Raw genomic sequence first — 24,115 nt, 5'->3', positions numbered from 1 at the left:
GCAACCGAGCGGGCAAAGGATTAGTTAGATTGGTTGGCGAGCTCTTGCTCTTCGAGTTCACGTGCGGCCAATTTTTCGGCGACGATGGCGTCGATTTCTTTTTTCAATTCTTCGACCATCGTGGCTTCCGGTACTTTCCGGATGATTTTCCCGTGACGGAAGAGAAGGCCTTCGTTGCGGGCGCCGGCGATCCCGATATCGGCTTCACGGGCTTCCCCTGGTCCGTTTACTGCACAGCCGAGAACGGCAACTTTAATGTTGACGTTGATGTTTTGGATATACTCCTCGACTTCTTTGGCGATCGAAATCAAGTCGATTTCAATGCGACCACATGTTGGGCATGAGATGAGTGTCGCTGCGTTAGCCGCGAGACCAAACGATTTGAGCACTTCTTTGGCAACTTTGATTTCTTCGACCGGATCGTCCGATAACGAGACGCGGACCGTCGAACCGATACCGAGCGAGAGAATCGCACCGAGGCCAGCTGCTGACTTGAGTGAGCCTGAGAAGAGAGGACCCGACTCGGTGATCCCGACGTGGAGCGGGTAGTCAAACGTCTTGGCCGCGAGCGTGTATGCTTCGAGGGCGAGGTTTACGTCAGACGCCTTGAGCGAGATGATCGTGTTATAGAAGCCGAGATCTTCCAAAATCTTGACGTGGTGCATGGCACTCTCGACCATCCCTTGGGCCGTCGGGTAACCATATTTCTCGAGAAACTGCTTTTCGAGCGAGCCGGCGTTGACACCGATTCGAATCGGGATACCTTTTGCTTTAGCAGCGTTGACGACCGCTTCAACTTTCTCGCGGCGGCCGATGTTACCCGGGTTGATGCGGATCTTATCGACACCGCTCTCGATGGCTTTGAGCGCCAGTTTATAGTCAAAGTGAATATCGACGACGAGCGGGATATTGATGCGGCTCTTGATTTCAGCGAGGGCGTCAGCCGCACGCTCGTCAGGACAAGCGACGCGGACGACTTGGCAGCCCGCTTCTTCGAGACGTAAAATCTCAGCGACGGTTGCCTCGACGTCATGAGTTTTTGTTGTCGTCATCGACTGGATGACGACTTCATTGGATCCACCGATGATGAGGTTACCGACACGGATCGGACGGGTTAATGAACGATGCAAAATTTCTGACATATACGTAATCTCCTTCTTTTGGAAAGGTTCCAATCGATTTAAGATGAGTGGTTTCCTTATTATCATAACGAAATGTTTGTGAAAAAGCACCCGGCAAGCGCTTGATCGGTGTGCTCTTACGAAACGCTAACGTTATCTTAACAGATGCTTCATAATTTTCCACCGTCTCAGGACCGATATATTCAAAGAAATGACGTCTGAAAAGGTGGAATGTATGATGTTGGAACGAATGAAACGAATATGGAGTAGGAATCATCAGCCGGAGAGAAAAATGAGTCAACGTTTGCTATGGACGTTGATGCCGGTCATGCTCGTCCTGTTTTTAACCGTGTTCGGCTGGTTCGCTTTGAAAGCGGAGCAGTTGTTGACGAGCGAGGTTGAGAAACGGCTACATCGTGAAGCGACCGTCGTCCGCGAAACGGTCAAGACGACGTATGGGGCGTACGTCGCGAATGAAAAAGTGTTGAATCGGGCGTTGAAGTCGATGTATATGCAACAGGCTTCCATTCTATCGGCGGATGGTCTAGAAGCGAGTCAATATTTATTGCGCGACACAGAAGTCGAGCAATTGAGCGGTCGACAAGTCGAGGATCGGTTTATGAATCGTATGGCCGACATCATATCGAACGATGTGAGTGTCAGCGAACAAAAAGACGTGTTTATCGTTACGGCACCGATTCCCGAGTTGAAAGCCCATTATGCGATTGTCGTCATGAAACAGTCGGTGCTCGGCACGATGTGGAATTTAAGAGAACTTGTTCTCGTCGCAATCACGGTCATGCTCGTTATGATGATTGGCTTATTCTCGTTCATGATTCGGCGTGAAATCAAGCCGTTGACGGCATTTGCGGTCCGGCTTCGCGAATCAGTCGCCACGCGTTCGTTCTCAGAGGTTGAACTTCACGCAAAATCGTTTGAAATGCGAAGTTTGGAACGAGAGTACAACACGTTTATCGGGCTATGGAAACGTTCGTTGTTGACGATGCTCGAGACCTCGACCGCTTTCGAATCGAGTCTACCGGTCTTTATGCAACAACTTGAAGCGAATCAAGAGCAAGTGACGGGGTTCAAACAAGTTGCCGCGACCGTCGCGTCGACGAGTCAGTCTTATCAGTCGTTCACGAACGAATCGACGCACCGCTTTACAGATTTGGCGGGACACGTCCGTTCGCTCGAACAAGAGATCGGTTCGGTTGATCAGCGGGCCGAGGCGTTGAAACAGACGATTAAGACAGAGATTGAATCATTCTCGACTGTCAAAGGAGCCAGCGAGCGATTCGCAAGAAAAGCGAGTGCGGTTCAGAACCGGTTGCTAGAAAGTGAAACGACGTCTGAACAGGCGGATGACGCACTTCAGAAGATTTTGTCTGTCGCGGCTGCGACGAAGATGTTGGCACTCAATGCCTCGATTGAAGCGGCACGGGCTGGAGAACACGGCAAAGGATTTTCCGTCGTCGCCCATGAGGTCGGTCAGTTGGCGAAAGTAACGAACGAATCGACACTGTCGGCCGTGGCTGCCATCGAAGCCATTCGCTTGGAGCGTGCCGAGATATTTAATGAGATGAAACGCTTCGAAGAAGATATCCTTTATTTAGGCGAGACGTTGCGCCGGGTTGAGGGCGGGATTGAAACCATTGACCAGGAAATGAGAAGACAAATGACGCAGTTCCAATCCATCACCGAGCAAACGACTGCCACCGGACATCAATTACTACATATGGCGGAAGCAAATGAGCAACTAAAAGAAGTCGGCGTGGCACTCGAACGTAAATTAGACGAATTATATAAAGGCGTCGAGGGTTGGTCGGGCGTACAACAGACGTTACAAGGCGCAGGGGTCGACTTAGGCAAACAAAGTCAACGGCTTCAAACCGTATTATCTGATTTGGCACCGACGTTATAACGATAGAAAGCCGGTTCAACGCAAACGTGCGTTGTCCGGCTTGTTTGATGACTTCGATTTGACGGGGATATGACGCAACGGAACAATCAAATAGACGAGGGATAAGAGAACTCCGAGCCAAGTCAGTGGAGGCGCGGCATGGTACAACATAACCAGGAGGAGGACTGGAATCATCGTCATCGCGACTGCGTACGGCCAAGCCTGGCGATACGGCCACGTTTTCTTAGTGCGCCATTTCGTGGCGAGTTGGACGAGAAGGGCACTGAGCGCGACGAACCCCATATAGAAGAAGAAGATGGCGAAGCCATGTAAAAAGATCCACATCGGCCAAAAGAAATCGGGTTGTAATACGATGTAATCGAGCAACGTGACCACAACCGTCAAGACGAGACTCGCCAACATATAGGCGTGGAGTGGGGCGAGGCGTAACCGTAACGCCTGCTTGGACGGGAAGAGGCTGTGGCGGAGAAACTGTGACGTCGTTTTGAGCATAAAATCTAACTCCAATCTGTTATAGTACAAATCTAGTAAAACACACGTAAATCATACAGTGGTTTAATAAAACCTTAACATTAAACCTGTTTACATCGAATGGGTGATGCGGGCATAATGAGTAGGGCAATAAAAACCAAGCAAACACAACTAATTCACAATCAAAAGGAGTACAAAAATCGTGGAATACAATTTGCAAGAAATGTTATTCATGTTTTTTGGAGGATTAGGAATCTTCCTCTTCGGTATCAAATCGATGGGAGACGGCCTCCAAAAGTCAGCAGGTAACCGCCTGCGCGACATCCTTGATAAGTATACATCGAATCCGTTCCTCGGAGTACTAGCCGGGATCATTGTAACGGTCTTAATTCAATCATCGTCAGGTACGACGGTCATCACGGTCGGTCTTGTCAGTGCCGGCTTCATGACACTCCGTCAAGCAATCGGGGTCATCATGGGAGCGAACATCGGAACGACGGTGACGGCGTTCATCATCGGTTTCGACGTCGGCGCCTATGCATTGCCGATTATCGCTATCGGTGCGATTCTTCTGTTCTTCTTTAAAAAAGAGAAGTTGCAACACTTAGGTCAAATCTTCTTCGGGTTCGGGATGCTGTTCTACGGTCTTGAACTCATGGGCAGCGGGATGAAGCCGCTCCGTTCGAGCGAATACTTCATCGATTTGACGCAATCGATGAGTGACAACCCGTTCCTCGGTGTCGTCGTCGGTACGGTCTTCACGGTCATCGTCCAATCATCATCAGCGACGATCGGAATCTTGCAAGAATTGTACTCTGGTGGATCGATTCAACTCGACGCGGCACTCCCGGTCTTGTTCGGGGATAACATCGGTACGACGATCACGGCGATTCTTGCTTCGATTGGTGCTTCGGTCGCGGCCCGTCGTGCAGCAGCAGCCCACGTTATCTTTAACTTGATTGGAACAACAATCTTCATGATCTTGTTGATTCCGTTCACGCAATATATCTACTGGGTCACAGATCTCTTAGCAATCGAAGACAAGATGCAAATCGCTTTCGCTCACGGGACGTTCAACGTCGTCAACACGTTCATCCAGTTCTGGTTCATCGGAACGATCGCATGGATCGTGACGAAATTCGTACCAGGGGAAGATTCAATCGTCGATACGAAAGCACAGCACTTGGATCCAATCTTCATCCAACAGTCGCCATCAATTGCTGTCGAGCAAGCTAAATATGAAGTCATCCGCATGGGCGATTTCGCAAAACTTGGTCTCGATGAAGCACGCAAATATATGGCAACTGGTGATAAGAAACATGCTGAGAAGTCGGCGCACATCGAAGACGCGCTCAACTCACTCAACTCAAAAATCACGGATTACCTCGTGAAGCTTGCCGCTGTCGATTTGACAGAACAAGAATCACAAGAACACAAGACACTCATGCATGCGATCAATGATATTGAACGCATCGGTGATCACGTCGAGAACATCATCGAGTTGATCGACTATAAGACGGCAACGCGCGTCAATCTCTCGGCCGACGCTCAAAAAGAGTTGACGGAGATGTACGATTTGACTCGTTCCACGCTTGAGAAGTCGCTTCAAACGCTTGCGAGCGGCGACATGGTCGAAGCTCGTCAAGTCATCGAGATGGAAGCGAAACTCGACATGCTTGAACGTCAATTCCGTAAAAATCACGTCGTCCGCTTGAACACAGGCGAGTGTGACGGTCAAGCCGGGATGTTCTTCGTCGATATGCTCTCGAACTTGGAGCGCATCGGTGACCACGCGATGAACATCACAGAAATCACGCTTGAAGATGCAAACGAAGGAATCGTTTAATCAAACGGTCCCTCTGGCTCGATTGAGCCAGAGGGACTTTTTGTATAGATGTGACTTTTGATTGACAGTCACGCCTGCATTCAGTATATTATTACTGTATAACAACGTGGCGGTGTAGCTCAGCTGGCTAGAGCGTACGGTTCATACCCGTGAGGTCGTGGGTTCGACTCCCTCCGCCGCTACCAATTAGGACCCTTAGCTCAGCTGGTTAGAGCAGACGGCTCATAACCGTCCGGTCGTAGGTTCAAGTCCTACAGGGTCCATTTGTGAACAGCTTTCAGATGAAAGCTGTTTTTTTGTTTTCATTTTTAGTTTTCAAATCCGAAGTCCTGGGTAAATATCCGTTAGCATTTTGTTTTTTGAAAAATATGAAATGAGGCGAAGCGAGATGGAACGAAATCATACGATGATGCAATTTTTTGAATGGCACGTCCCGGCTGACCAGAAGCATTGGAAGCGATTGAAAGAACGGGCTTCCGAGTTGAATGAAGCTGGAATCACCGCATTATGGTTGCCGCCGGTCACGAAAGGCCAGAGCGACGAAGATACGGGATATGGCGTGTACGATTTGTATGATTTAGGAGAGTTTGACCAAAAAGGAACCGTCGCAACTAAATACGGGACGAAACAAGAACTGCTCGAGGCGACAAAACACGCGCAAGAGCTCGGCATGCAGATTTATATGGATGTCGTCTTGAACCATAAAGCCGGTGCCGATGCGACCGAGAAGTTCGATGTGCTCGAGGTCGACCCGGAGGACCGTACGAACGTACTTTCAGAAGAGCCGTTCGAGATCGAAGGATGGACGAAATTCGATTTTGAAGGCCGCAAAGATAAATACTCTTCATTTAAATGGAACTTCCATCATTTCAACGGGACGGATTATGACGCTGCGAACGACAAGAGCGGCATCTTCTTCATCATGGGTGAGAATAAGAAGTGGAACGATAACGTCGACGACGAGTTCGGCGTCTATGACTATTTGATGTTCGCCAATATCGACTATCATCACCCAGAAGTGAAGGAAGAAGTACTCAGCTGGGGCAAATGGTTTATCGAAGAGACGAAGTGTGACGGGTTCCGACTCGACGCGATTAAACACATCAACTATGATTTCGTCAAAGAGTTCAGTCAGACGATGAAAGCTGAAAAAGGTGAGAACTTCTATTTGGTCGGTGAGTTTTGGAAGTCAGAGCTCGAGGCATGCCGTGAGTTCCTCGACAACATTGACTATCATGTCGACTTGTTCGACGTGCCGCTCCATTACAACTTGCAACGCGCCTCGACCGAAGGAGAATCGTTCGATATGCGGACCATCTTTGACGACACGCTCGTCCAGTCCCACCCGCTCCATTCGGTGACGTTCGTCGACAACCACGATTCACAGCCGGAAGAGGCGCTCGAGTCATGGGTCGAGGATTGGTTCAAACAGATCGCTTACGGATTGATCTTGCTTCGCCAAGACGGTTATCCGTGTGTGTTCTACGGTGACTATTACGGAATCAACGGTCCGCATCCGGCCGAAGGGAAAAAACCGGCGATCGATCCGCTTCTTTATGCCCGTCGTGAAAAGGCATACGGCCAGCAAGATGACTACTTCGATGACGAGCACGTCATCGGCTGGGTCCGTCACGGCAGTGAAGATATCGAGCGCTCAGGATGTGCTGTTGTGATTTCGAACAGCGAAGCAGCTGAGAAGCAGATGTTCGTCGGCGAACAACGAGCCGGTGAGAAATGGGTCGATTTGACGCAGACCGTCGATGAGGTCGTCGAGATTGACGAAGACGGAAAAGGGGTATTTAAAGTGGCGGCAGGGTCGATTTCCGTATGGGCATTGCCGGAACAAGACGTCGAGTGAGGCATTACAATTGAGTCAGCCGTCACAAATCTGTTACATTTAAAACGAACGTTGTTCAAACCAATTTTAAGGGGGATTTTAGTTATGGCTAAATTTGAATTACCACAACTTGATTACGCATACGATGCACTTGAACCACACATTGACGCACGCACGATGGAAATCCACCACACGAAACACCACAACACTTACGTCACGAACGTGAACAATGCACTCGAAGGAAAAGATGTGGAATACTCTTCGCTCGAAGACTTGCTCCAAAAAATCGATTCGCTTCCTGCTGACATTCAAACAGCGGTCCGCAACAACGGTGGCGGTCACTGGAACCACTCATTCTTCTGGAAATTGTTGAAGAAAAACGAGAACGGCGCACCGACAGGCGAACTCGCTTCTGCCATCGATGAGGCGTTCGGTAGCTTTGATGCCTTCAAAGATGAGTTCACGAAAGCAGCAACAACTCGCTTCGGCTCTGGTTGGGCTTGGCTCGTCGTGAAAAATGGTAAGCTCGAAGTCACATCGACACCAAACCAAGATTCACCGATCATGGAAGGCGTTCAGCCAATCCTCGGTCTTGACGTTTGGGAGCATGCGTACTACTTGAACTACCAAAACCGTCGTCCGGATTACATCCAAGCGTTCTTCCATGTCATCGACTGGGATTACGTCGCGAAGCTCTACGCAGACGCAAAATAATGACACTGTCCCGGGATTCTATTGAATCTCGGGATTTTTTCTACATTTCATTATTTTGTAAACAAATTATGATATAGTGAAAATCGAGTCTAAAAATAGAAATATCATCGACATATATGTCACCTATACTTATAGAAAGAACGAGTCAGGAAGGAGACAACTGAATTGGCCAGACACCGTGTGAAAGTGCCGAAGAAACGGCGCAACCACCTGCCCTTGCGATTGAACTTATTGTTTTTCATTGTGTTCATCTTGTTCGCGACGCTCATTTTTCGTTTAGGCGTCGTTCAAATCGTCAACGGCGAGTTGATCGCCCGTGAAGTGCAAAAGACGGAATCGAGTAAAATCAAATACGAGGTGCCGCGTGGCAAGATTTACGACCGGAACGGGCAAGTACTCGCCGATACTATCTCAAACTATTCGGTCATGTACCGTCGTTCGCAAGTGACAAAGACGGAAGAACGGCTCGATGTCGCCATCAAGCTCGCTGAGATCGTCGACGTCCCAGAGAAAGACCGCAAAGTGACGGAGCGGGACCGCAAGGATTATTGGATCGCCATCGATCCTGAGCGCTCGCAAGAACGTGTCCAAAATCTATTAGCCGATCTCCCGGAAGAAGAGCGGGCCGCCCTGTCGAACCAAGATGTCGACCAACTGTTGCTCGATTCGATCACAGAAGCGGAAATCACGTTCGATGATGCGACCGAGGAAATCATCGCCATCAAACATAACATGGAGTCGGGTTACGCCCTCGACCCGCAAGTCATCAAAATCGGGGCGTCTCCGAAAGAGATGGCACTGATTGAAGAAAACTTGGAACTGCTCCCTGGCGTCAGCGTTGAACCGTATTATCAGCGGGATTATCCGTTCGGTGAGACGTTCCAAAGTTTCCTCGGAAGTTATCGTCAAATCCCGGCCGAGCAACGCGCCTCGTATCAAGCGAAAGGCTATGGCTTGAACGACCGCGTCGGCACATCTTATCTCGAACAACAGTATGAGGACGTGCTACGCGGAACCCCGGCCTATGACGTCTTTACGACGTATAAAGGGGAACCGGTCGGAGAACCGACTCGTGTCAGCGGGAACCCAGGGAAAGATATCATCTTGTCGACCGACATCGAGTTCCAAAAAGAAATCGATGAGATTTTGAAGAAAGCGATTCGAGCCGGCCGTTCGGGTAGCCCACACTTTGACCGTGCTTTCGTCGTCGTCATGAACCCGCGGACGGGTGAACTGCTCGCCCTATCGGGACAAGAGCTCGACTATGAAACGAACGAATTCAAAGATGTCTCGACCGGGACGGTCCTGCGAGCGAGTCAAATCGGCTCGACGATCAAGGGAGCGACGGTCGCGTTCGGCCTTGAAGAAGAAGTCATCCAACCGGGTGAATACATTTATGACACGCCGATTCGCATCGGCTCGTCACTCAAGTCGTCGTATCGAAACATGGGGAACATCAACGACCTGGATGCCCTCGCTTTGTCATCGAACATTTATATGTTCCAAATTGCCCTGCGGCTCGCCGATTATTACTCGACCGGCCAAATCGTCGGCGACAACGTGACCGAGGCGTTCAATACGATGGAACATTACTACAAACAGTTCGGGCTCGGAATCGAGACAGGGATCGACCTCCCGTACGAATCAATCGGATTCCGTAGTGTACCGGACCGTGTCACGCTCCTCATGGACATGTCGATCGGTCAGTTCATCTCGTACACGCCGATTCAATTGGCGCAGTATACGTCGACGCTCGCGAACGGCGGCTACCGGATTCAACCGCACCTATTGAAAGAAATCATCGAACCGGGTTCGCTCGACGAGTCGAACAAGCAAGTCGTCAGCACGTTCCAACCGAATGCGCTCAATAAAGTCGACATCCGTGATGAATTCATTCAACGGGCGCGCCAAGGCTTCCGACAAGGGGTCGAGAGCGGAACGTCTCGTATCCTGCAACAGACAGGAATCACGGCGGCCGGTAAGACCGGTACCGCTCAAGCGATCGCAGAAGGGCCGGATGGTCAAGCGAAGCGCAACGCGAACGGGGAACCGATCAAGACGCTCAACTCGAACCACGTCGGCTGGGCGCCGTATGATGACCCGGAAATCGCCTGGGCCATCATCATGCCAGGGCTCGAGGCAGAAGGGATCAACACCCGTGTCGCGCACGACATCATGAAGGCGTACTTTGATTTAGAAGACGTCCAAGCACAGCTCCAGTAAAGAAGTCACTTCGGTGGCTTCTTTTTTTGTCTTTACAATTCTTTTACGTTCCGTTTATTTCTCGTTAATAGTAGTTTATTAGGATGTTAATTGTAGGACAGAGCAAGGAAGCTACAACACAAATCAAAGCAAACTCAAGGAGGACGTCAGAAATGTCTTGGATGAAAAAATCAGCTTTAGTCGCTTCAATCACTTCGGTGGCCATTATCGGTGCCGCGTGTGGAAACAATGAAGAAGGAAACGGCGCAGCCGAAGGTGAAGGACTTTCAGGTAAAGTCGTCATGGATGGTTCGTCTACCGTATTCCCAATCATGGAAGCTGTAGCGGAAGAATACTCAGCTGAACAGCCAGACGTTGAAGTGACGGTCGGGGTTTCAGGTACAGGTGGCGGATTCAAACGTTTCGTCACTGGTGAGACAGACTTCTCGAACGCATCACGTGAAATCAAAGAAGAAGAAGCGGCTGAAGCCGAGAAGAATGGCGTTGAGTACACACAACTCGCTGTAGCGCTTGACGGTCTCTCGCTCGTCGTCAACCCAGAGAATGATTGGGCCCAAGATATCACGATTGATGAATTGAACAAAATGTGGACTGATCCGAACGTGAAGACATGGAAGGACGTCCGTTCAGACTGGCCGGATGAAGAAATCTCATTCTTCTCACCTGGTAAAGATTCAGGAACGTATGACTTCTTCAACGAAGCAGTCCTTGAAGATACAGACATCCGCGAAGACGCACAATTGTCAGAAGACGATAACGTTCTCGTAACAGGTGTTGCCGGTACGAAAGGTGCGATCGGATTCTTCGGATATGCGTACTACATTGAAAACAAAGATACGCTTCGCGCATTGAACGTCGAAGGTATTGAACCGACGACTGACACAATCAATGATCTTTCATACCCGCTCTCACGTGAAATCTACACATACGTGAACAACGCGTCGTTGAAAGATAAGCCGCAAGTCGCTGACTACACGCGCTTCTTGAATGAAAATGCAGCAGCCCTTTCAGAAGAAGTCGGATATGTCGGAATGGAACAAGCACGATACGATGAGAACGCTGAAGTGATCGACGAGATCGCTGGCGAGTAATAGCGCAGAAGGCAGAAGGTGAGAGTCGCTCTCGCCTTCTCGCCGTGCTTTCTAGTATGAAGAGGTAGGGAGCGATACACGAGATGAATCAACCAAACAAAGGGCTGTCAATTCGAGAGATGATTGAAGCCAATAAGAAAAAGAAATATAGTACGACGAACGTGTTTGATAAAGTCATGCCGTTCTTATTATTCTTGAGCGCATTCGTTTCGGTCGTCACGACGGTCGGCATCGCGTTCACACTCGGTTTTGAACTGTTCAAGTTTTTCGAGCGCGTACCGGTCGCCGAGTTTTTAGGCTCGACCGAATGGTATCCGCTTAGTGCCGATCAACGGTTCGGCGTCTGGGCCCTCGTCATGGGAACACTCCAGATCACCGTCATTGCCATGATTGTCGCTGTCCCGCTCGGTTTGGCATCGGCGATTTATTTGAGCGAGTACGCATCTGAGCGTGCCCGCACCATTTTGAAGCCGATTCTTGAAGTGCTCGCTGGCGTTCCAACGATTGTCTTCGGATTCTTCGCTTTGTCGTTCGTTACACCGATTTTGCAAGCGTTGATTCCGGGGCTTCAAATCTATAACGCACTCAGCCCGGGGATCGTTGTCGGAATCATGATTATTCCGATGATCGCTTCTATTTCGGAAGACTCGATGAGCGCCGTACCGAAAAAGATTCGGGATGGAGCCCTCGGTCTTGGCGCGACACGTCTCGAAGTCGCCATCAAAGTCGTCATGCCAGCCGCGCTCTCAGGGATTATCGCCTCGATCGTCCTCGGGATAAGCCGTGCCATCGGTGAGACGATGATCGTAACGATCGCTGGTGGGTCGCAGCCGAACTTCGAGTTCAACCCGCTCAACGCGATTCAAACGATGACGGCGTATATTGTCCAAATCGCCAAAGGTGATGCAGGATACGGGACAATCGAATACTACAGTATCTATGCGGTTGGTGCGTTATTGTTCGTCTTCACCCTTGTGATGAACCTATTCGCGAACTGGGTGACGCGCCGCTTCAGAGAGGAGTACTAATATGGCATTGCCGAACAGTGAGTTCAAGAATACGAAGAACTTGATGGATCGTGATTCGGTTTCACAACGAATCAAACGCCGTCTTCAATTGAATGAGATTTTTAAATATATCTTCTTAGCGGGGCTCGTTTTCGCCCTGCTCGTCTTGTCGACGTTGATTTATGACGTCGTATCTAAAGGTGGCGGCTGGGTGAATTTGGATTTCCTCCGCAACTTCCCATCCCGTCGTCCTGAACAGGCCGGGCTGTACCCTGCCTTGATTGGGACGTTTTGGTTGATGCTTCTCATCGTCCCGATGGTGTTTGTCATCGGTGTCGGTGCCGCGATTTATCTTGAAGAGTACGCACCGAAGAACCGCATCACGTCGTTTATCGAAGTGAACATTTCGAACTTGGCCGGCGTGCCGTCAATTGTGTTCGGTTTGCTCGGATTGACCATTTTTGTACGTGTCATGGAACTCGGGAATTCGATTATGGCCGGAGCCTTGACGCTCGGACTGATGAGTCTACCGATTGTCATCGTCGCGTCGCAAGAAGCGCTCCGCTCGGTCAAAATGGAGTTGCGTCACGCATCGCTCGCGCTCGGAGCCTCGAAATGGCAGACGACGTTCAACGTCGTCTTGCCGTCGGCGATTCCAGGGATTATCACAGGGATCATCTTGGCCGTATCACGTGCGATTGGCGAGACGGCTCCATTGATCATGGTCGGAGCGGCGACGTTTATTTCGACGACGCCGAGCAGCGTGTTCTCGGACTTCACAGCGCTCCCGATTCAAATCTATAACTGGACGAGCCGTCCGCAAGCGGAATTCCAAAACTTGGCCGCTGCCGGTATCATCGTTTTGATGACGATGTTGATCATCATGAACTCGGCCGCCATCTATATCCGTAACAAATATACGAACCGACATTAAGTCGTAGCAGTAAACGAGGAGGACTCTCGAGATGATGAAACAAAAAGAACTCAAAGGAGATCATGAAGTGAATACAACGACGACCCAACCGAACGAAACGGTGATGCAGAAAGACAGTGCCTATGTCGTGAACAACTTGAACTTATGGTATGGTGACGATCAGGCGTTGATTGACGTCAATCTCGACATCAAGCAAAACGAAGTGACGGCCATCATCGGTCCGTCGGGTTGCGGGAAGTCGACGTTCATCAAGACGTTGAACCGGATGGTCGAGCTCGTGCCTTCGGTGCGTACGAACGGTGAGATTCTTTATCACGGCCGCAACATCTTTGACCGCGACTATCGGGTCGAAGATCTTCGGACGTCGGTCGGTATGGTATTCCAACAGCCGAACCCGTTCCCGAAATCAGTGTATGACAACGTGGCATACGGGCCGCGTACACACGGAATCAAAAACAAGAAAGTGCTCGATGAAATCGTCGAACGTTCGCTTCGCGGCGCGGCGATCTGGGATGAAGTGAAAGATCGTTTGAACGAGAACGCCTATGGCCTCTCGGGTGGTCAACAACAACGTCTCTGTATCGCTCGTACGCTCGCCATCGAACCGGACGTCATCCTCATGGATGAACCGACGTCAGCGCTCGACCCGATTTCGACGCTCAAAGTCGAAGAGCTCGTCCAAGAGTTGAAAGAGCAGTACTCGATCATCATCGTCACACACAACATGCAACAAGCGGCTCGTGTATCGGATAAGACGGCGTTCTTCTTGAACGGAGAAGTTGTCGAGTTCGATGCGACCGACAAAATCTTCTCGAATCCAACTGATAAACGGACTGAAGATTATATTTCTGGCCGGTTCGGTTAAGAAGGGGAGACAATCATGGCACAAAATCGCACATTCTTTGATATGAAGTTAAACGAATTAGAAGATAAAGTCGTTCGCTTGGCGAACTTGACGATGCGCCAGACGGCGACCGCCATCGAGGTGCTCGAGAAACGTGACCTCGAGCTCGCCCAGACGGTCATCGACAACGATAATGAGCTTGACGACCTCGAGCTCGAAATCAACGACGAGGCCATTCTATTGATCGCGAAACAGCAACCGGTCGCAACCGACCTCCGCCGCTTGATCGTGACGATGAAATCGGCGACGGACCTTGAGCGGATTGCGGACTATGCGACGAACATCGCCAAAGCCGTCGGCCGTATCGAGCACGTCCCGTACGTCCTCGACATCAAACCGCTCAAACAGATGGCCGAGCAGTTGATCGACATGCTCGAGCTCGCGACGCGCGCTTACCGGAAGGGTGAGGTCAGCCGGGTGCGTGAATTGAATGAGATGGATAAAGTCATCGATGATTTGAACTTACAGACAATCAAACAATACATGGGATTCGTTCCGAACATGACGGTTGGGACGAACGACGTGTATGAGTTTTCGAACATCGCCCGTTATTTAGAACGGATGGGTGATCATGTGACCAATTTCGGAGAACATCTCATTTTCCTTGAAAAAGGGAAACATTATGATTTAAATCAGTGACAAGAGTGGTAAAGAACAACAGACCAGTTGTTCTTTACTTTTTATTGTGCAGGAATTCACGGATAAGGAGCGAATAGTAGAACACATGGATTTTTTTTAGGAAGGGAGCCACATATATATGGAAGAGAAAATCGTTTCCTTGAAACAACAAGGACTGACGTTAAAACAGATTGCAGAACAATTAGATATGCCAATCGGGAAAGTCCAATACGCTTGGCGTAAATGGCGTTCCCAACATGGGGAGCCGGCGAAGCCGGTAGCCGCACCAAAACGAAAGACTGAAGGGAAGAAAGCAATGACATCTAAATCGAAGCAAGTACCCGCCTCGTCTGTGAAGCAGGTCGCTTCGACACTGCAACACGAGGAGCCTGCCCAATCACCGCTTCTTGACAAAGGTCCAGAAGGGTTCTGGAAGCTCCCAGACCGCTATGATCAAGATTTGATGCATGCGGTCGTCCAATCACCGAACGCCGTTTACGTCTTCTGGGAAGTGTCGGACAGCGTCAAAGAGACGCTCTCGATGCAATTTATGCGTCCATGGGAAGACTTGCCGAAAGCGTTCCGCATCCTTGACATCACATTGCTTGATTACGCGAGCGGGCATGCGAACCGGGCGTATACGTTCGAATTGCCGGAGATGACGAACAGTTGGTTCGTCCGTCCGCTCGACCCGAATACGACATACGTATTTGAGTTTGGGATTCGGACGATGGAAGGGGAGTTCCTGCCGTTGCTCGCATCCTCACCGATTGATACGCCACGGGCAGAGCCGGCCGGGCACGGTCGTTTCGCCGAACCGGTGCGACGCTGGCAGTACGGGGAAGTCGAGGCTCCTGAACTACTCGACACGTTACCAAAATATTCCGCATATCGATTCGTGCGCTGAGGAGGATTTTTTAGATGAAACCAGGTTATTTTTCACTCGTCCTTCATGCCCACCTTCCGTACGTAAGACATGAAGAGAAACACCGCCTAGAAGAGAGATGGGTGTATGAAGCCATCTCCGAGACATATATCCCGATTCTTTGGCAAGTCGACCGTCTGCAAAAACCGCTCCATTGGACGGTCAGCATCTCACCGCCCGTCGTCGAGATGCTCGCCGACCCGCTCGTCCAGGACCGTTACGTGGAACATTTGGATGAGATGCTCGAATTGATTGAGATCGAGCTCGCCGAAGGACGGAGCGAACAGGAAGTTGAGACGCTCCATTTTTATCGCGGGCGCTACAACGATTTGAAAACAACGTTCCTGCATTGGGAAAAGAACTTGAACCATGCGTTCCGTACATATCGTGAGCAAGGGTTCATCGATATGGTCACGTGTACGGCGACGCACGGCTTCAACCCGCACTTGTTCACTGAGCAGGCGGCTCGCGCTGAAATCCGGACGGGACTGAACTGTTTCGAACGTCATTACGGGTTCCGTCCGACCGGCATTTGGTTACCGGAATGCGCCTACACACCAGGTGTCGACCGTATCCTTTATGAAGAAGGGATTCGCTATACGTTCGTCGATGAGCACGCCTTGCTCGAAGCTGATCCGACGCCGGAGAAAGGCATTGGCGCTCCGGTCTACTCGCCACATGGCGTCGCCTTGTTCCCGCGTGACCAAATCATCTCCGGAAAAATCTGGAGCTCGATGATCGGGTATCCGGGCCATCCGGACTATCGCGAGTTTTATCGTGACCTCGCCTACGATCGCGACTGGGAGTATATTGAAAAGTTCATGCATCCGGAAGGAATTCGCTTCGATACGGGCTTGAAGATGCACCGCATCACGGGCGACTCGGATGAGAAAGACTATTATGTCCGCGCCTGGGCCGAACATCAAATCGACAACCACGCCCTCGATTTCGCACAGACGCTCGAAGGGCATCTCGAGGCCCACGGTGGACAGATGTTCCCGCCGTTTCTCGTGACGGCACCGTTCGATGCTGAGCTGTTCGGACACTGGTGGTTTGAAGGACCCGAGTTCCTCGGGAAAGTCGCCGAACGGCTCGAAGAGTTTGGCATCGAGACAATCACGCCAGCTTTGTTCCTCGAGCGTCACTTCCAAGACCTCGAGACGGTCCACGTATCGATGAACACGTGGGGACGTAAAGGGTACGGCGACGTCTGGATCAACGAACGCAACGAATGGATGCTACGTCACTTACACATGATGGAGACGCAACTCGTCAAAGACGTGGCCGACTATCGTCACAAGTCGCCACTCGTCGACCGGACACTGATCCAACTCATTCGCCATTACGTACTCGCTGTGTCGAGTGACTGGGCGTTTATCCTCGACGGGCAGACTACGGCCCAATATGCGGCAGAAAGGTTCCGCGAGCATACGCGACTGTTCGCCGAGCTCGAGACGGCACTTTATCAAGACAAGCTATCGGACGAGTTGCTCGCTGAACATTATCGCGCGTATCCGTTCCTTGACGATGTGGACATCGACATCGACACGTTCTTGTCGCCACACGACTATTATGTGACTACGGAGCGTGGCCAAGAGGACGAGGCAATCCTCGTCTTGACGCCTGAATATACAGGCAACGTCGTCGGGGACCTCGGTCGTCGCGTCATCGACGAGGTCGAGGCACGAGCAGCGGATGGGGAGACAGTGTACGTCTTGACACCGTTCAAAGAAGGGTTGCCGGAATATGAACGCCACAACCGTGTTCACGTGTACCGCGTTCGCCTGACGAGCCCGTTCTTGGAGCATGTGATGAACCAAGTTGCGGCTCAAAACGTGGCCTACGTCAAACTTGCACATGAGCTTGTCTCGAAAGTCACCTTCAAAGCGATCCATCAATTCGATTGGATGACGATTACAGCGGCACGTTCACTTGCGAAAGCACTACAAGTTCCGTTATACTCAACTATGTTGTCATTTGAAACGACTCGCAATCCGCATGGACACGGCGGACTGTTCGACGCAATCCATCGAATCGAGAGCAGCATCCTCGCTGAAGCCGATACGGTCTTTATTTGCGAACAACTGTCGACCGAGGAAGTCGGAATGCGCTATCCGATTGGCGATAACGTAAAAACCTGCCTGCCGCTCGATGCTTCGCCATACGGGCAGAAACGTTTGAAAAAGAACACGAAATAACCTTGCTTTTTCAAATAAAACTTGGTAGGATAATTGAGTATGCTTAGACTGTAAAGCAAAAGCACTTGATACAACATCAGTAAGATGGGAGTGAAAGAAATGCGCGTTAAAATCACACTAGCTTGCACAGAAACAGGCGATCGCACGTACATCACGAAGAAAAACAAACGTAACAACCCAGAGCGCCTCGAATTGCGCAAATACAACCCACGTCTCCGTCGTCACACGCTTTACCGCGAAGTGAAATAATGAGACTGGCCGTCACTCATGTGGCGGCCTTTTTTTTGAACAAGGGGGAATTGAAGTGATTGAAAAGAAACTACTCCGGCAAAATGTACATCGTCAAATCCGTGAACTCGACGACCGACCGGACCGGGACCGCGTCATCATACATACATTGACCGAACTGAAGGCGTGGCGAGAGGCGGATACGGTGGCCGTCACGCTCGCCCTCGATTTAGAGATTGATACGTTGCCACTCATTCGCTTAGCTTGGCAGGCAGGAAAATCGGTGTTCGTGCCGAAAGTTACAAAACAGGGACTTACGTTCCATGAAATTCATTCGTTCGAAGACCTTGAGCCGGGCGTCATGGGTATTTTAGAGCCGACGACGGCCGCGACGACGCGGACGATTGACGTCTGTATCGTGCCGGGACGTGTCTTTGACCGATCCGGGTATCGGATCGGCTGGGGTGGGGGATATTACGACCGTTTTTTAGCGACGTATGAAGGTGTCACCATCTCGTTGGCCTATGACGTCCAACTGCTCGATGAAATCCCGGTCGAGCCACACGACATTCCTGTCGAATTTATCGTGACGGAAAGGGAAACGATTCTATGCTCGCCATCTTTCTCGTAACTTGTCTGGTAGCCTTCGCCGGCTATCGTCTGCGCTCACTGACCCGTTCTGGGGCTGTCTTGACGGTCGTGACGGGTACGGTCATTGGGTACGGATTTGGTTGGTTCGGGCTCTATTTGCTCGGTGTCTTCTTTTCGACGTCATCGCTCGCCTCGAAATACCGTTCCCGCGACAAAGAGCCTGTCGATGAAATCGTTGAGAAATCGGGACCTCGTGACTTCGTTCAAGTGCTCGCCAATGGTGGTATCGGGATGGCGACGGCGCTCGGTACGTTGCTTACACCGAACGATGCCTGGTTATTCGCGTACATCGCTTCGATTGCGGCGGCGACGAGCGACACATGGGGCTCCGAGTTCGGGGTGCTCGCCAAACAAAAACCGCGCTCCATTTTGACGTTCCGCGAAGTGGAACCGGGAACGAGTGGCGGGGTGTCTCCGTTCGGGACGTTCATGTCGGTCGCGGGGGCAACGGTCATTATCGTCGCTTCGTTGCCATTTATCGATATCAGCTTACGGTTCGCCGGCTTGTTGATTGCTCTCGGGTTGACCGGAAGCGTTGTCGACACTCTCCTTGGGGCGACGGTTCAACGCAAGTTTCGCTGTCGTGTATGCGGTAAGCTGACCGAGAAGAAAGTCCATCATCACGAGCCGACGACTTACGTTTCAGGCTGGCGCTTTCTCGGCAATGACGCCGTCAACTTTTTGGCGATCGCCTCGGCGGCGGCGATTAGTTTCCTCTTGCTGCGATGAGGGTAGTACAGTCAGTGAAGATGTTTCAAATGAATGTGAATATTGTCACAATATTGCCAAACTGAAAACGGTTTCCCTTGTAGTGAGTGTTTGTGAATGATGTTACAATCTTTATGTAACAGACAAAACAAAAACATGAAACAGATTGTTCGAAGGGTGGAGAATCAATATGGAAACATTAAATCATGCTAAAGTAACACGCGTCGCGCTCGTCGGGGCCGGAGCGGTCGGTGCCAGCTTTGCTTACCAATTGACGACAGCTAGTCTCTGTGAGGAACTTGTGATCATCGATATCAACAAATCGAAAGCTGAAGGGGAAGCAATGGACTTGAATCACGGTGTCTCGTTCGCCTCTTCACCGATGCGCGTCTGGGCAGGAGACTACACAGACTGTGGTGCAGCAGATATCGTCGTCATCACTGCCGGCGCACCGCAAAAACCAGGTGAAACACGTCTCGACCTCGTCGAAAAGAACGCCAAAATCATGAAGTCGATGATTGGGGACATCATGGCATCTGGTTTTGATGGTATCATCATCATCGCCTCGAACCCGGTCGACATCATGACCCACTTGGCTTGGAAATATTCAGGATTACCGAAGCATCGGGTGTTCGGTTCAGGAACGGTACTCGATACGTCACGTCTTCGCTACATGCTCGGAGATTACTTCAACGTCGATCCACGTAACTGCCACGCTTACATTATGGGCGAGCATGGCGACACAGAGTTCGCGGCATGGAGCAACGCCCGCATTTACGGAAAATCGGTCGAACAGTTGCTTGAAGAGAATGACGAGTACACATGGGAAGACCTCGAAGATATCTACGTCAACGTTCGTGACGCAGCCTACCATATCATCGAACGTAAAGGGGCGACGTACTACGCCATCGGTCTTGGTCTCCTTCGTCTTGTCAAAGCCGTGCTTCGCAACGAGAACACGTTATTGACGGTCGGCGCGCACTTGGATGGTGAGTACGGTTTGAACGACATCCACATCGGGGTACCAGCGATCATCAACCGTCAAGGTGTCCGTCAAGTCGTGGAAATCGAGTTATCAGAAGAAGAAAAACAAAAGATGCATCATTCGGCAGAAGTGCTCTTGAAAACGATGCAACCTGTCTTATAAAACCGAGCAATCCTTCGCTCATCACCGTAGCCGGCTAACGCCGCTACGGTTTTTTTGTCATCCGCTCTTCTCGACACGTTGCATAGAGGCTCTCTTTTGTCGCCAGCTATAATTTCCTTTAAAATAAAAGTATAGAAGGAGGTGACCATCGATGTCAGAGCCAGCTTGTTTTTGGGAAGACGTATATCGTGCGGTCGAATCGGGAGGGCGCATCGAGGGCATCTTAGAGCCGTCGCGGGCACTTTTATTGTTCGACACGAAAGCGGGGGACGTCTATCACCTCTACATACGGACGGACAAAGCCTGGGCGAACCATGTCGGCATGGACGTCGAGGCGGTCATGAACTCGTTTCGATTGGCCCGTATCGGTCGTGAGAAGTTACACGTCCACATTTACGGCGATCCGCTTGTCGATGAGGAGCGCCTATCGTCCCTCACGTTTCCGATTGCGGCGAAAGTGAAGCTCGGCATGAGACCGTGTGGGCAAACAGAAGAGTCGTACCGACCACGGGCCGTCGCGCTCGATCAACAACGGAAGAACGAACTAAAGCAACGGTTCTCCTTCGGGAAACCACAATTCGTCTATGGACTCATGTTCGTGACGTTTCTTGTCATGTGGTTCGCCGAATCAATCGGGTCGACGCTCGACCCGAATACGCTCATCCGCTTCGGGGCGAAAGTGAATCCGCTCATCGACGAAGGGGAATGGTGGCGCCTGGTCACACCGATGTTCCTCCATATCGGCTGGTTCCATTTCGCAATCAATATGTTCGCGCTTTGGTCGCTCGGTCCGCTCGTTGAACGGATGTACGGTTCGTCACGCTTCGTCACCATTTATTTGTTAGCCGGCGTCATCGCCACAGTCGCCTCTTACGCGTTCAGTGAAGCCATATCGGCCGGGGCATCGGGGGCGCTGTTCGGGCTCGTCGGGGCACTCCTCTATTTTGGCCTCCGAGACCGTTCCTTATTTATGAAGACGCTCGGTCCGCCGCTGTTTATTATGTTAGGATTAAACGTAGGACTCGCTTTCGTCCTTGGCGCTAGTTTGGACCATTCCGCACATGCGGGGGGGCTGGTCGGGGGTTTTCTGATGGCGGGAGTGGTCGGCTTGCCGGATGAGCATACGAAGAAGCGCCGCCTGTTGTTTGCGGTGATCGTACTCGTGGCATCTGGAGCGTTATTCTGGTTCGGCTATAATCGATGACAAAGGAGTAAGGATATGATTAATACGTTGAAGCAACTGGTTGAAATTCCGAGTCCGTCGGGCATGACGGATGAGGCGATCGGCTTCGTGGAGCAAGAACTCACGAATCTCGGCGTCGCCACGAAACGCTTGAATAAAGGAGCGCTCCTTGCGACGTTTGACGGGAAATCGGATCGGGCGCGCCTGTTGACGGCTCACGTCGACACGCTCGGGGCGATGGTGAAAGAGGTTTTGCCGAGTGGCCGTCTACGGTTGACACAAGTCGGCGGCTACGCCTGGACCGCCATTGAAGGGGAGAACTGTTTGGTCCATGCGGAGGCGGGTGAACCTGTCGAAGGAACGATTCTTATCCATCAATCAAGCGTCCATGTGTATAAAGACACGAACAGTGCCGAACGGACGGCATCAAATATCGAGGTACGACTGGACGCTGACGTTCATTCGGCTGAAGACGTGCGTGCCCTAGGCATCGAGGTCGGGGACTTTGTCTCGTTCGATCCACGCTTTCGCCAGACGAACGCGGGCTATATCAAATCTCGACACCTCGACGACAAGGCGTCCGTCGCCATTTTGCTCGACTTGGCAAAAGACCTCGTCGGCGCCGACTTGCCACATCCGGTCCATTACTTGATCTCCAACTATGAAGAGGTCGGGTTCGGGGGCAACGCCGGGATCCCGGAAGCGGTGACCGAATATATCGCCGTCGATATGGGAGCGCTCGGGGACGGCCAGCACTCGGACGAATATACGGTTTCAATCTGCGCGAAAGATTCATCAGGTCCGTACGATCTTGGATTACGCCGTCAGTTCACCGCGTTGTGCCGGGAACACGGTATCGCCCATAAAGTCGATATTTATCCGTATTATGGATCCGATGCCTCGGCAGCAATCAGTGCCGGCTACGATGTACGCCATGCACTCGTCGGACCAGGCATCGAGTCGAGCCATAGCTATGAGCGGACGCATACAAAATCGCTCGAAGCGACACGGGAACTGCTCTATCGTTATGTGCTCACGACGATGGGAGACGGACGATGAGAAATTTTTATGATGTCCAACAATTCTTGAAATCATTCGGGACGATCATTTATATCGGCGAACGCGATGCCGAGATTGGCCTCATGATGATGGAACTCGACGAGTTGCATGCCGGCGGGATGATTGAACAACGAGAGTATGACACGGCCAAGATCATTTTGACGCATGAATTGAAAAATTCAATAGATTGACAGAAAAACCCCTAGTGCAAAGGTTTGCACTAGGGGTTTAATAGTGTAAACTATGGGATGAAAGCGATTTAATCGAGATGAGGAGTGGAACAGATGAAGTGGTTATTAGGAATCGACATTGGTGGGACGACGGTGAAAATGGCCGTCTTAGATATGAACGGGATCATTTCTGACAAATGGGAGATCACGACGGACATTCGAGAAAACGGGGTACATATTCCGACTGATATCGCTGCTTCATTCGAGGCTTATCTAGAAAAATCGGGAAAAGCGAAAGAGGAGTTCGCCGGTGCGGGGATCGGGGCACCTGGATTCATCAACTTCTCAGAGGGTGTCGTCGAATACTCGCCGAACATCGGTTGGAAAAACTTTGCGCTCGTCAGCGAGTTTGAGAAAGCCGTGGGATTGCCGGCCGTCCTAGAGAACGACGCGAACGCCGCCGCACTCGGTGAGATGTGGAAAGGTGCCGGTGAAGGCGCGTCAGAACTCCTTGCCATTACACTCGGCACGGGCGTCGGTGGCGGTGTCATCACGAATGGGAACATCGTCCACGGGGCAGCAGGGATGGCTGGAGAGATTGGTCACATCACTGTTGAACGTGACGAGTCGAAAGCCGTCATGTGCGGTTGCGGACGCAAAGGTTGCATCGAGACGATCGCTTCGGCGACAGGTGTCGCCCGCTTGGCGCTCCAAAAACGAAAAAATCGGACGACGTCGTTGAACGAGTTGAAAGAAGTGACGGCACGTGACGTGTTTGAAGCGTTCAAGGCGAACGATCCCGTCGCCACAGAAGTCGTCGAAGAGATGACGGAATATCTCGGCCTAACGATCTCAAATATCGCCAACACGTTGAATCCAAAGATGATCGTCATCGGAGGAGGGGTCTCGAAAGCGCGTGAAGCGCTCCTTGAACCGCTCGATGAGCAGTTCAAACGGTTCGCGCTTGAACGCGTCTACGCCTCGACCACGTTCAAAATTGCGGAACTCGAGAACGACGCCGGTGTCATCGGGTGTGCTTGGCTCGCCCGCAAACATTTCTTGCCGACTCGTGTCTAATAATTGTCTAGGCACGCCTGCGTCTTGACGCAGGCGTGTTTTTCATATGGAACGGGTATGGGATAATGTAAAATTTGTA

General features: G+C 51.1%; 22 protein-coding genes and 2 tRNA genes. 22 read left to right on the top strand and 2 right to left on the bottom strand.

Going from position 1 to position 24,115, the window contains the following annotated elements; genetic code table 11:
• Positions 1 to 20: 20 nt before the first annotated feature.
• The gene (ispG, locus tag KNP60_RS08055; RefSeq protein ID WP_021065716.1) at positions 21 to 1,142 is read right to left on the bottom strand and encodes a flavodoxin-dependent (E)-4-hydroxy-3-methylbut-2-enyl-diphosphate synthase; all 1,122 of its coding nucleotides are present in this window, start codon (positions 1,140 to 1,142) and stop codon (positions 21 to 23) included.
• Positions 1,143 to 1,413: 271 nt separating this feature from the next.
• Here ispG and KNP60_RS08050 point away from each other — a divergent pair, with 271 nt between their 5' ends.
• Positions 1,414 to 3,045, top strand: a complete 1,632-nt coding sequence (locus tag KNP60_RS08050; RefSeq protein WP_251131362.1) for a methyl-accepting chemotaxis protein — start codon at positions 1,414 to 1,416, stop codon at positions 3,043 to 3,045.
• 15 nt (positions 3,046 to 3,060) lie between these two features.
• Here KNP60_RS08050 and KNP60_RS08045 read toward each other — a convergent pair whose 3' ends face one another.
• Entirely contained in the window at positions 3,061 to 3,537 is a 477-nt protein-coding gene (locus KNP60_RS08045; protein ID WP_235420204.1) for a hypothetical protein, read from the bottom strand.
• A 181-nt stretch (positions 3,538 to 3,718) separates the two neighbouring features.
• Here KNP60_RS08045 and KNP60_RS08040 point away from each other — a divergent pair, with 181 nt between their 5' ends.
• The 21 genes from KNP60_RS08040 (at position 3,719) to KNP60_RS07940 (ending at position 24,036) form a co-directional block, all read left to right on the top strand.
• A complete protein-coding gene (locus KNP60_RS08040) occupies positions 3,719 to 5,362 on the top strand; it encodes a Na/Pi cotransporter family protein (protein WP_034778062.1) in 1,644 nt (547 codons plus the stop codon).
• 108 nt (positions 5,363 to 5,470) lie between these two features.
• Positions 5,471 to 5,547, top strand: a tRNA-Met gene (locus KNP60_RS08035).
• A 4-nt stretch (positions 5,548 to 5,551) separates the two neighbouring features.
• Positions 5,552 to 5,625 (top strand) — tRNA-Ile (locus KNP60_RS08030).
• A gap of 125 nt (positions 5,626 to 5,750) precedes the next feature.
• Positions 5,751 to 7,220: an alpha-amylase gene (locus KNP60_RS08025; protein WP_034778060.1), complete on the top strand. Its 1,470-nt coding sequence runs from the start codon at positions 5,751 to 5,753 to the stop codon at positions 7,218 to 7,220.
• A gap of 84 nt (positions 7,221 to 7,304) precedes the next feature.
• Complete coding sequence (locus KNP60_RS08020; RefSeq protein WP_034778058.1) at positions 7,305 to 7,913, top strand: superoxide dismutase; 609 nt, start codon at positions 7,305 to 7,307, stop codon at positions 7,911 to 7,913.
• Between the two features lie 165 nt (positions 7,914 to 8,078).
• On the top strand, positions 8,079 to 10,136 hold the full coding sequence (locus KNP60_RS08015; protein ID WP_052090135.1) for a peptidoglycan D,D-transpeptidase FtsI family protein: 2,058 nt from the start codon (positions 8,079 to 8,081) through the stop codon (positions 10,134 to 10,136).
• Positions 10,137 to 10,288: 152 nt separating this feature from the next.
• Complete coding sequence (locus KNP60_RS08010; protein WP_034778056.1) at positions 10,289 to 11,227, top strand: PstS family phosphate ABC transporter substrate-binding protein; 939 nt, start codon at positions 10,289 to 10,291, stop codon at positions 11,225 to 11,227.
• An 83-nt stretch (positions 11,228 to 11,310) separates the two neighbouring features.
• Positions 11,311 to 12,255 carry a phosphate ABC transporter permease subunit PstC gene (gene pstC, locus KNP60_RS08005; protein ID WP_034778054.1) on the top strand — a complete coding sequence of 315 codons (945 nt, stop codon included), beginning with the start codon at positions 11,311 to 11,313 and terminating at the stop codon, positions 12,253 to 12,255.
• Position 12,256: 1 nt separating this feature from the next.
• The gene (pstA, locus tag KNP60_RS08000) at positions 12,257 to 13,168 is read left to right on the top strand and encodes a phosphate ABC transporter permease PstA (protein ID WP_034778052.1); all 912 of its coding nucleotides are present in this window, start codon (positions 12,257 to 12,259) and stop codon (positions 13,166 to 13,168) included.
• Between the two features lie 103 nt (positions 13,169 to 13,271).
• Positions 13,272 to 14,033, top strand: coding sequence for a phosphate ABC transporter ATP-binding protein PstB (gene pstB / locus KNP60_RS07995; RefSeq protein ID WP_052090224.1), 762 nt, complete (start codon positions 13,272 to 13,274; stop codon positions 14,031 to 14,033).
• A 15-nt stretch (positions 14,034 to 14,048) separates the two neighbouring features.
• Positions 14,049 to 14,711, top strand: a complete 663-nt coding sequence (gene phoU, locus KNP60_RS07990; RefSeq protein ID WP_034778050.1) for a phosphate signaling complex protein PhoU — start codon at positions 14,049 to 14,051, stop codon at positions 14,709 to 14,711.
• Between the two features lie 118 nt (positions 14,712 to 14,829).
• Positions 14,830 to 15,597: a DUF4912 domain-containing protein gene (locus tag KNP60_RS07985; protein WP_214706178.1), complete on the top strand. Its 768-nt coding sequence runs from the start codon at positions 14,830 to 14,832 to the stop codon at positions 15,595 to 15,597.
• 14 nt (positions 15,598 to 15,611) lie between these two features.
• A complete protein-coding gene (locus KNP60_RS07980) occupies positions 15,612 to 17,813 on the top strand; it encodes a 1,4-alpha-glucan branching protein domain-containing protein (RefSeq protein WP_214753107.1) in 2,202 nt (733 codons plus the stop codon).
• Between the two features lie 84 nt (positions 17,814 to 17,897).
• Positions 17,898 to 18,062 (top strand): 50S ribosomal protein L33, encoded by a 165-nt coding sequence (gene rpmG, locus KNP60_RS07975; RefSeq protein WP_255313299.1) that lies wholly within the window; start codon positions 17,898 to 17,900, stop codon positions 18,060 to 18,062.
• Between the two features lie 55 nt (positions 18,063 to 18,117).
• Positions 18,118 to 18,672 carry a 5-formyltetrahydrofolate cyclo-ligase gene (locus KNP60_RS07970; protein ID WP_214797259.1) on the top strand — a complete coding sequence of 185 codons (555 nt, stop codon included), beginning with the start codon at positions 18,118 to 18,120 and terminating at the stop codon, positions 18,670 to 18,672.
• A complete protein-coding gene (locus KNP60_RS07965; RefSeq protein WP_214797258.1) occupies positions 18,651 to 19,421 on the top strand; it encodes a DUF92 domain-containing protein in 771 nt (256 codons plus the stop codon). The genes KNP60_RS07970 and KNP60_RS07965 overlap by 22 nt, the downstream gene beginning before the upstream one ends.
• A gap of 169 nt (positions 19,422 to 19,590) precedes the next feature.
• Entirely contained in the window at positions 19,591 to 20,547 is a 957-nt protein-coding gene (locus tag KNP60_RS07960; RefSeq protein WP_034778040.1) for an L-lactate dehydrogenase, read from the top strand.
• 151 nt (positions 20,548 to 20,698) lie between these two features.
• Entirely contained in the window at positions 20,699 to 21,751 is a 1,053-nt protein-coding gene (locus KNP60_RS07955) for a rhomboid family intramembrane serine protease (protein WP_138859253.1), read from the top strand.
• A 15-nt stretch (positions 21,752 to 21,766) separates the two neighbouring features.
• Entirely contained in the window at positions 21,767 to 22,789 is a 1,023-nt protein-coding gene (locus KNP60_RS07950) for a M42 family metallopeptidase (protein ID WP_214797257.1), read from the top strand.
• A complete protein-coding gene (locus tag KNP60_RS07945) occupies positions 22,786 to 22,980 on the top strand; it encodes a YqgQ family protein (RefSeq protein WP_034778034.1) in 195 nt (64 codons plus the stop codon). Before KNP60_RS07950 ends, KNP60_RS07945 begins: the two co-directional genes overlap by 4 nt.
• Before the next feature lie 93 nt (positions 22,981 to 23,073).
• Positions 23,074 to 24,036, top strand: a complete 963-nt coding sequence (locus KNP60_RS07940) for an ROK family glucokinase (protein ID WP_034778031.1) — start codon at positions 23,074 to 23,076, stop codon at positions 24,034 to 24,036.
• The last annotated feature ends 79 nt before the right edge of the window (positions 24,037 to 24,115 follow it).

The organism is Exiguobacterium sp. s5 (assembly GCF_018618075.1).
Classification (GTDB): Bacteria; Bacillota; Bacilli; order Exiguobacteriales; family Exiguobacteriaceae; genus Exiguobacterium; species Exiguobacterium mexicanum_A.
This window is presented reverse-complemented; position numbering and strand designations above follow the sequence as displayed.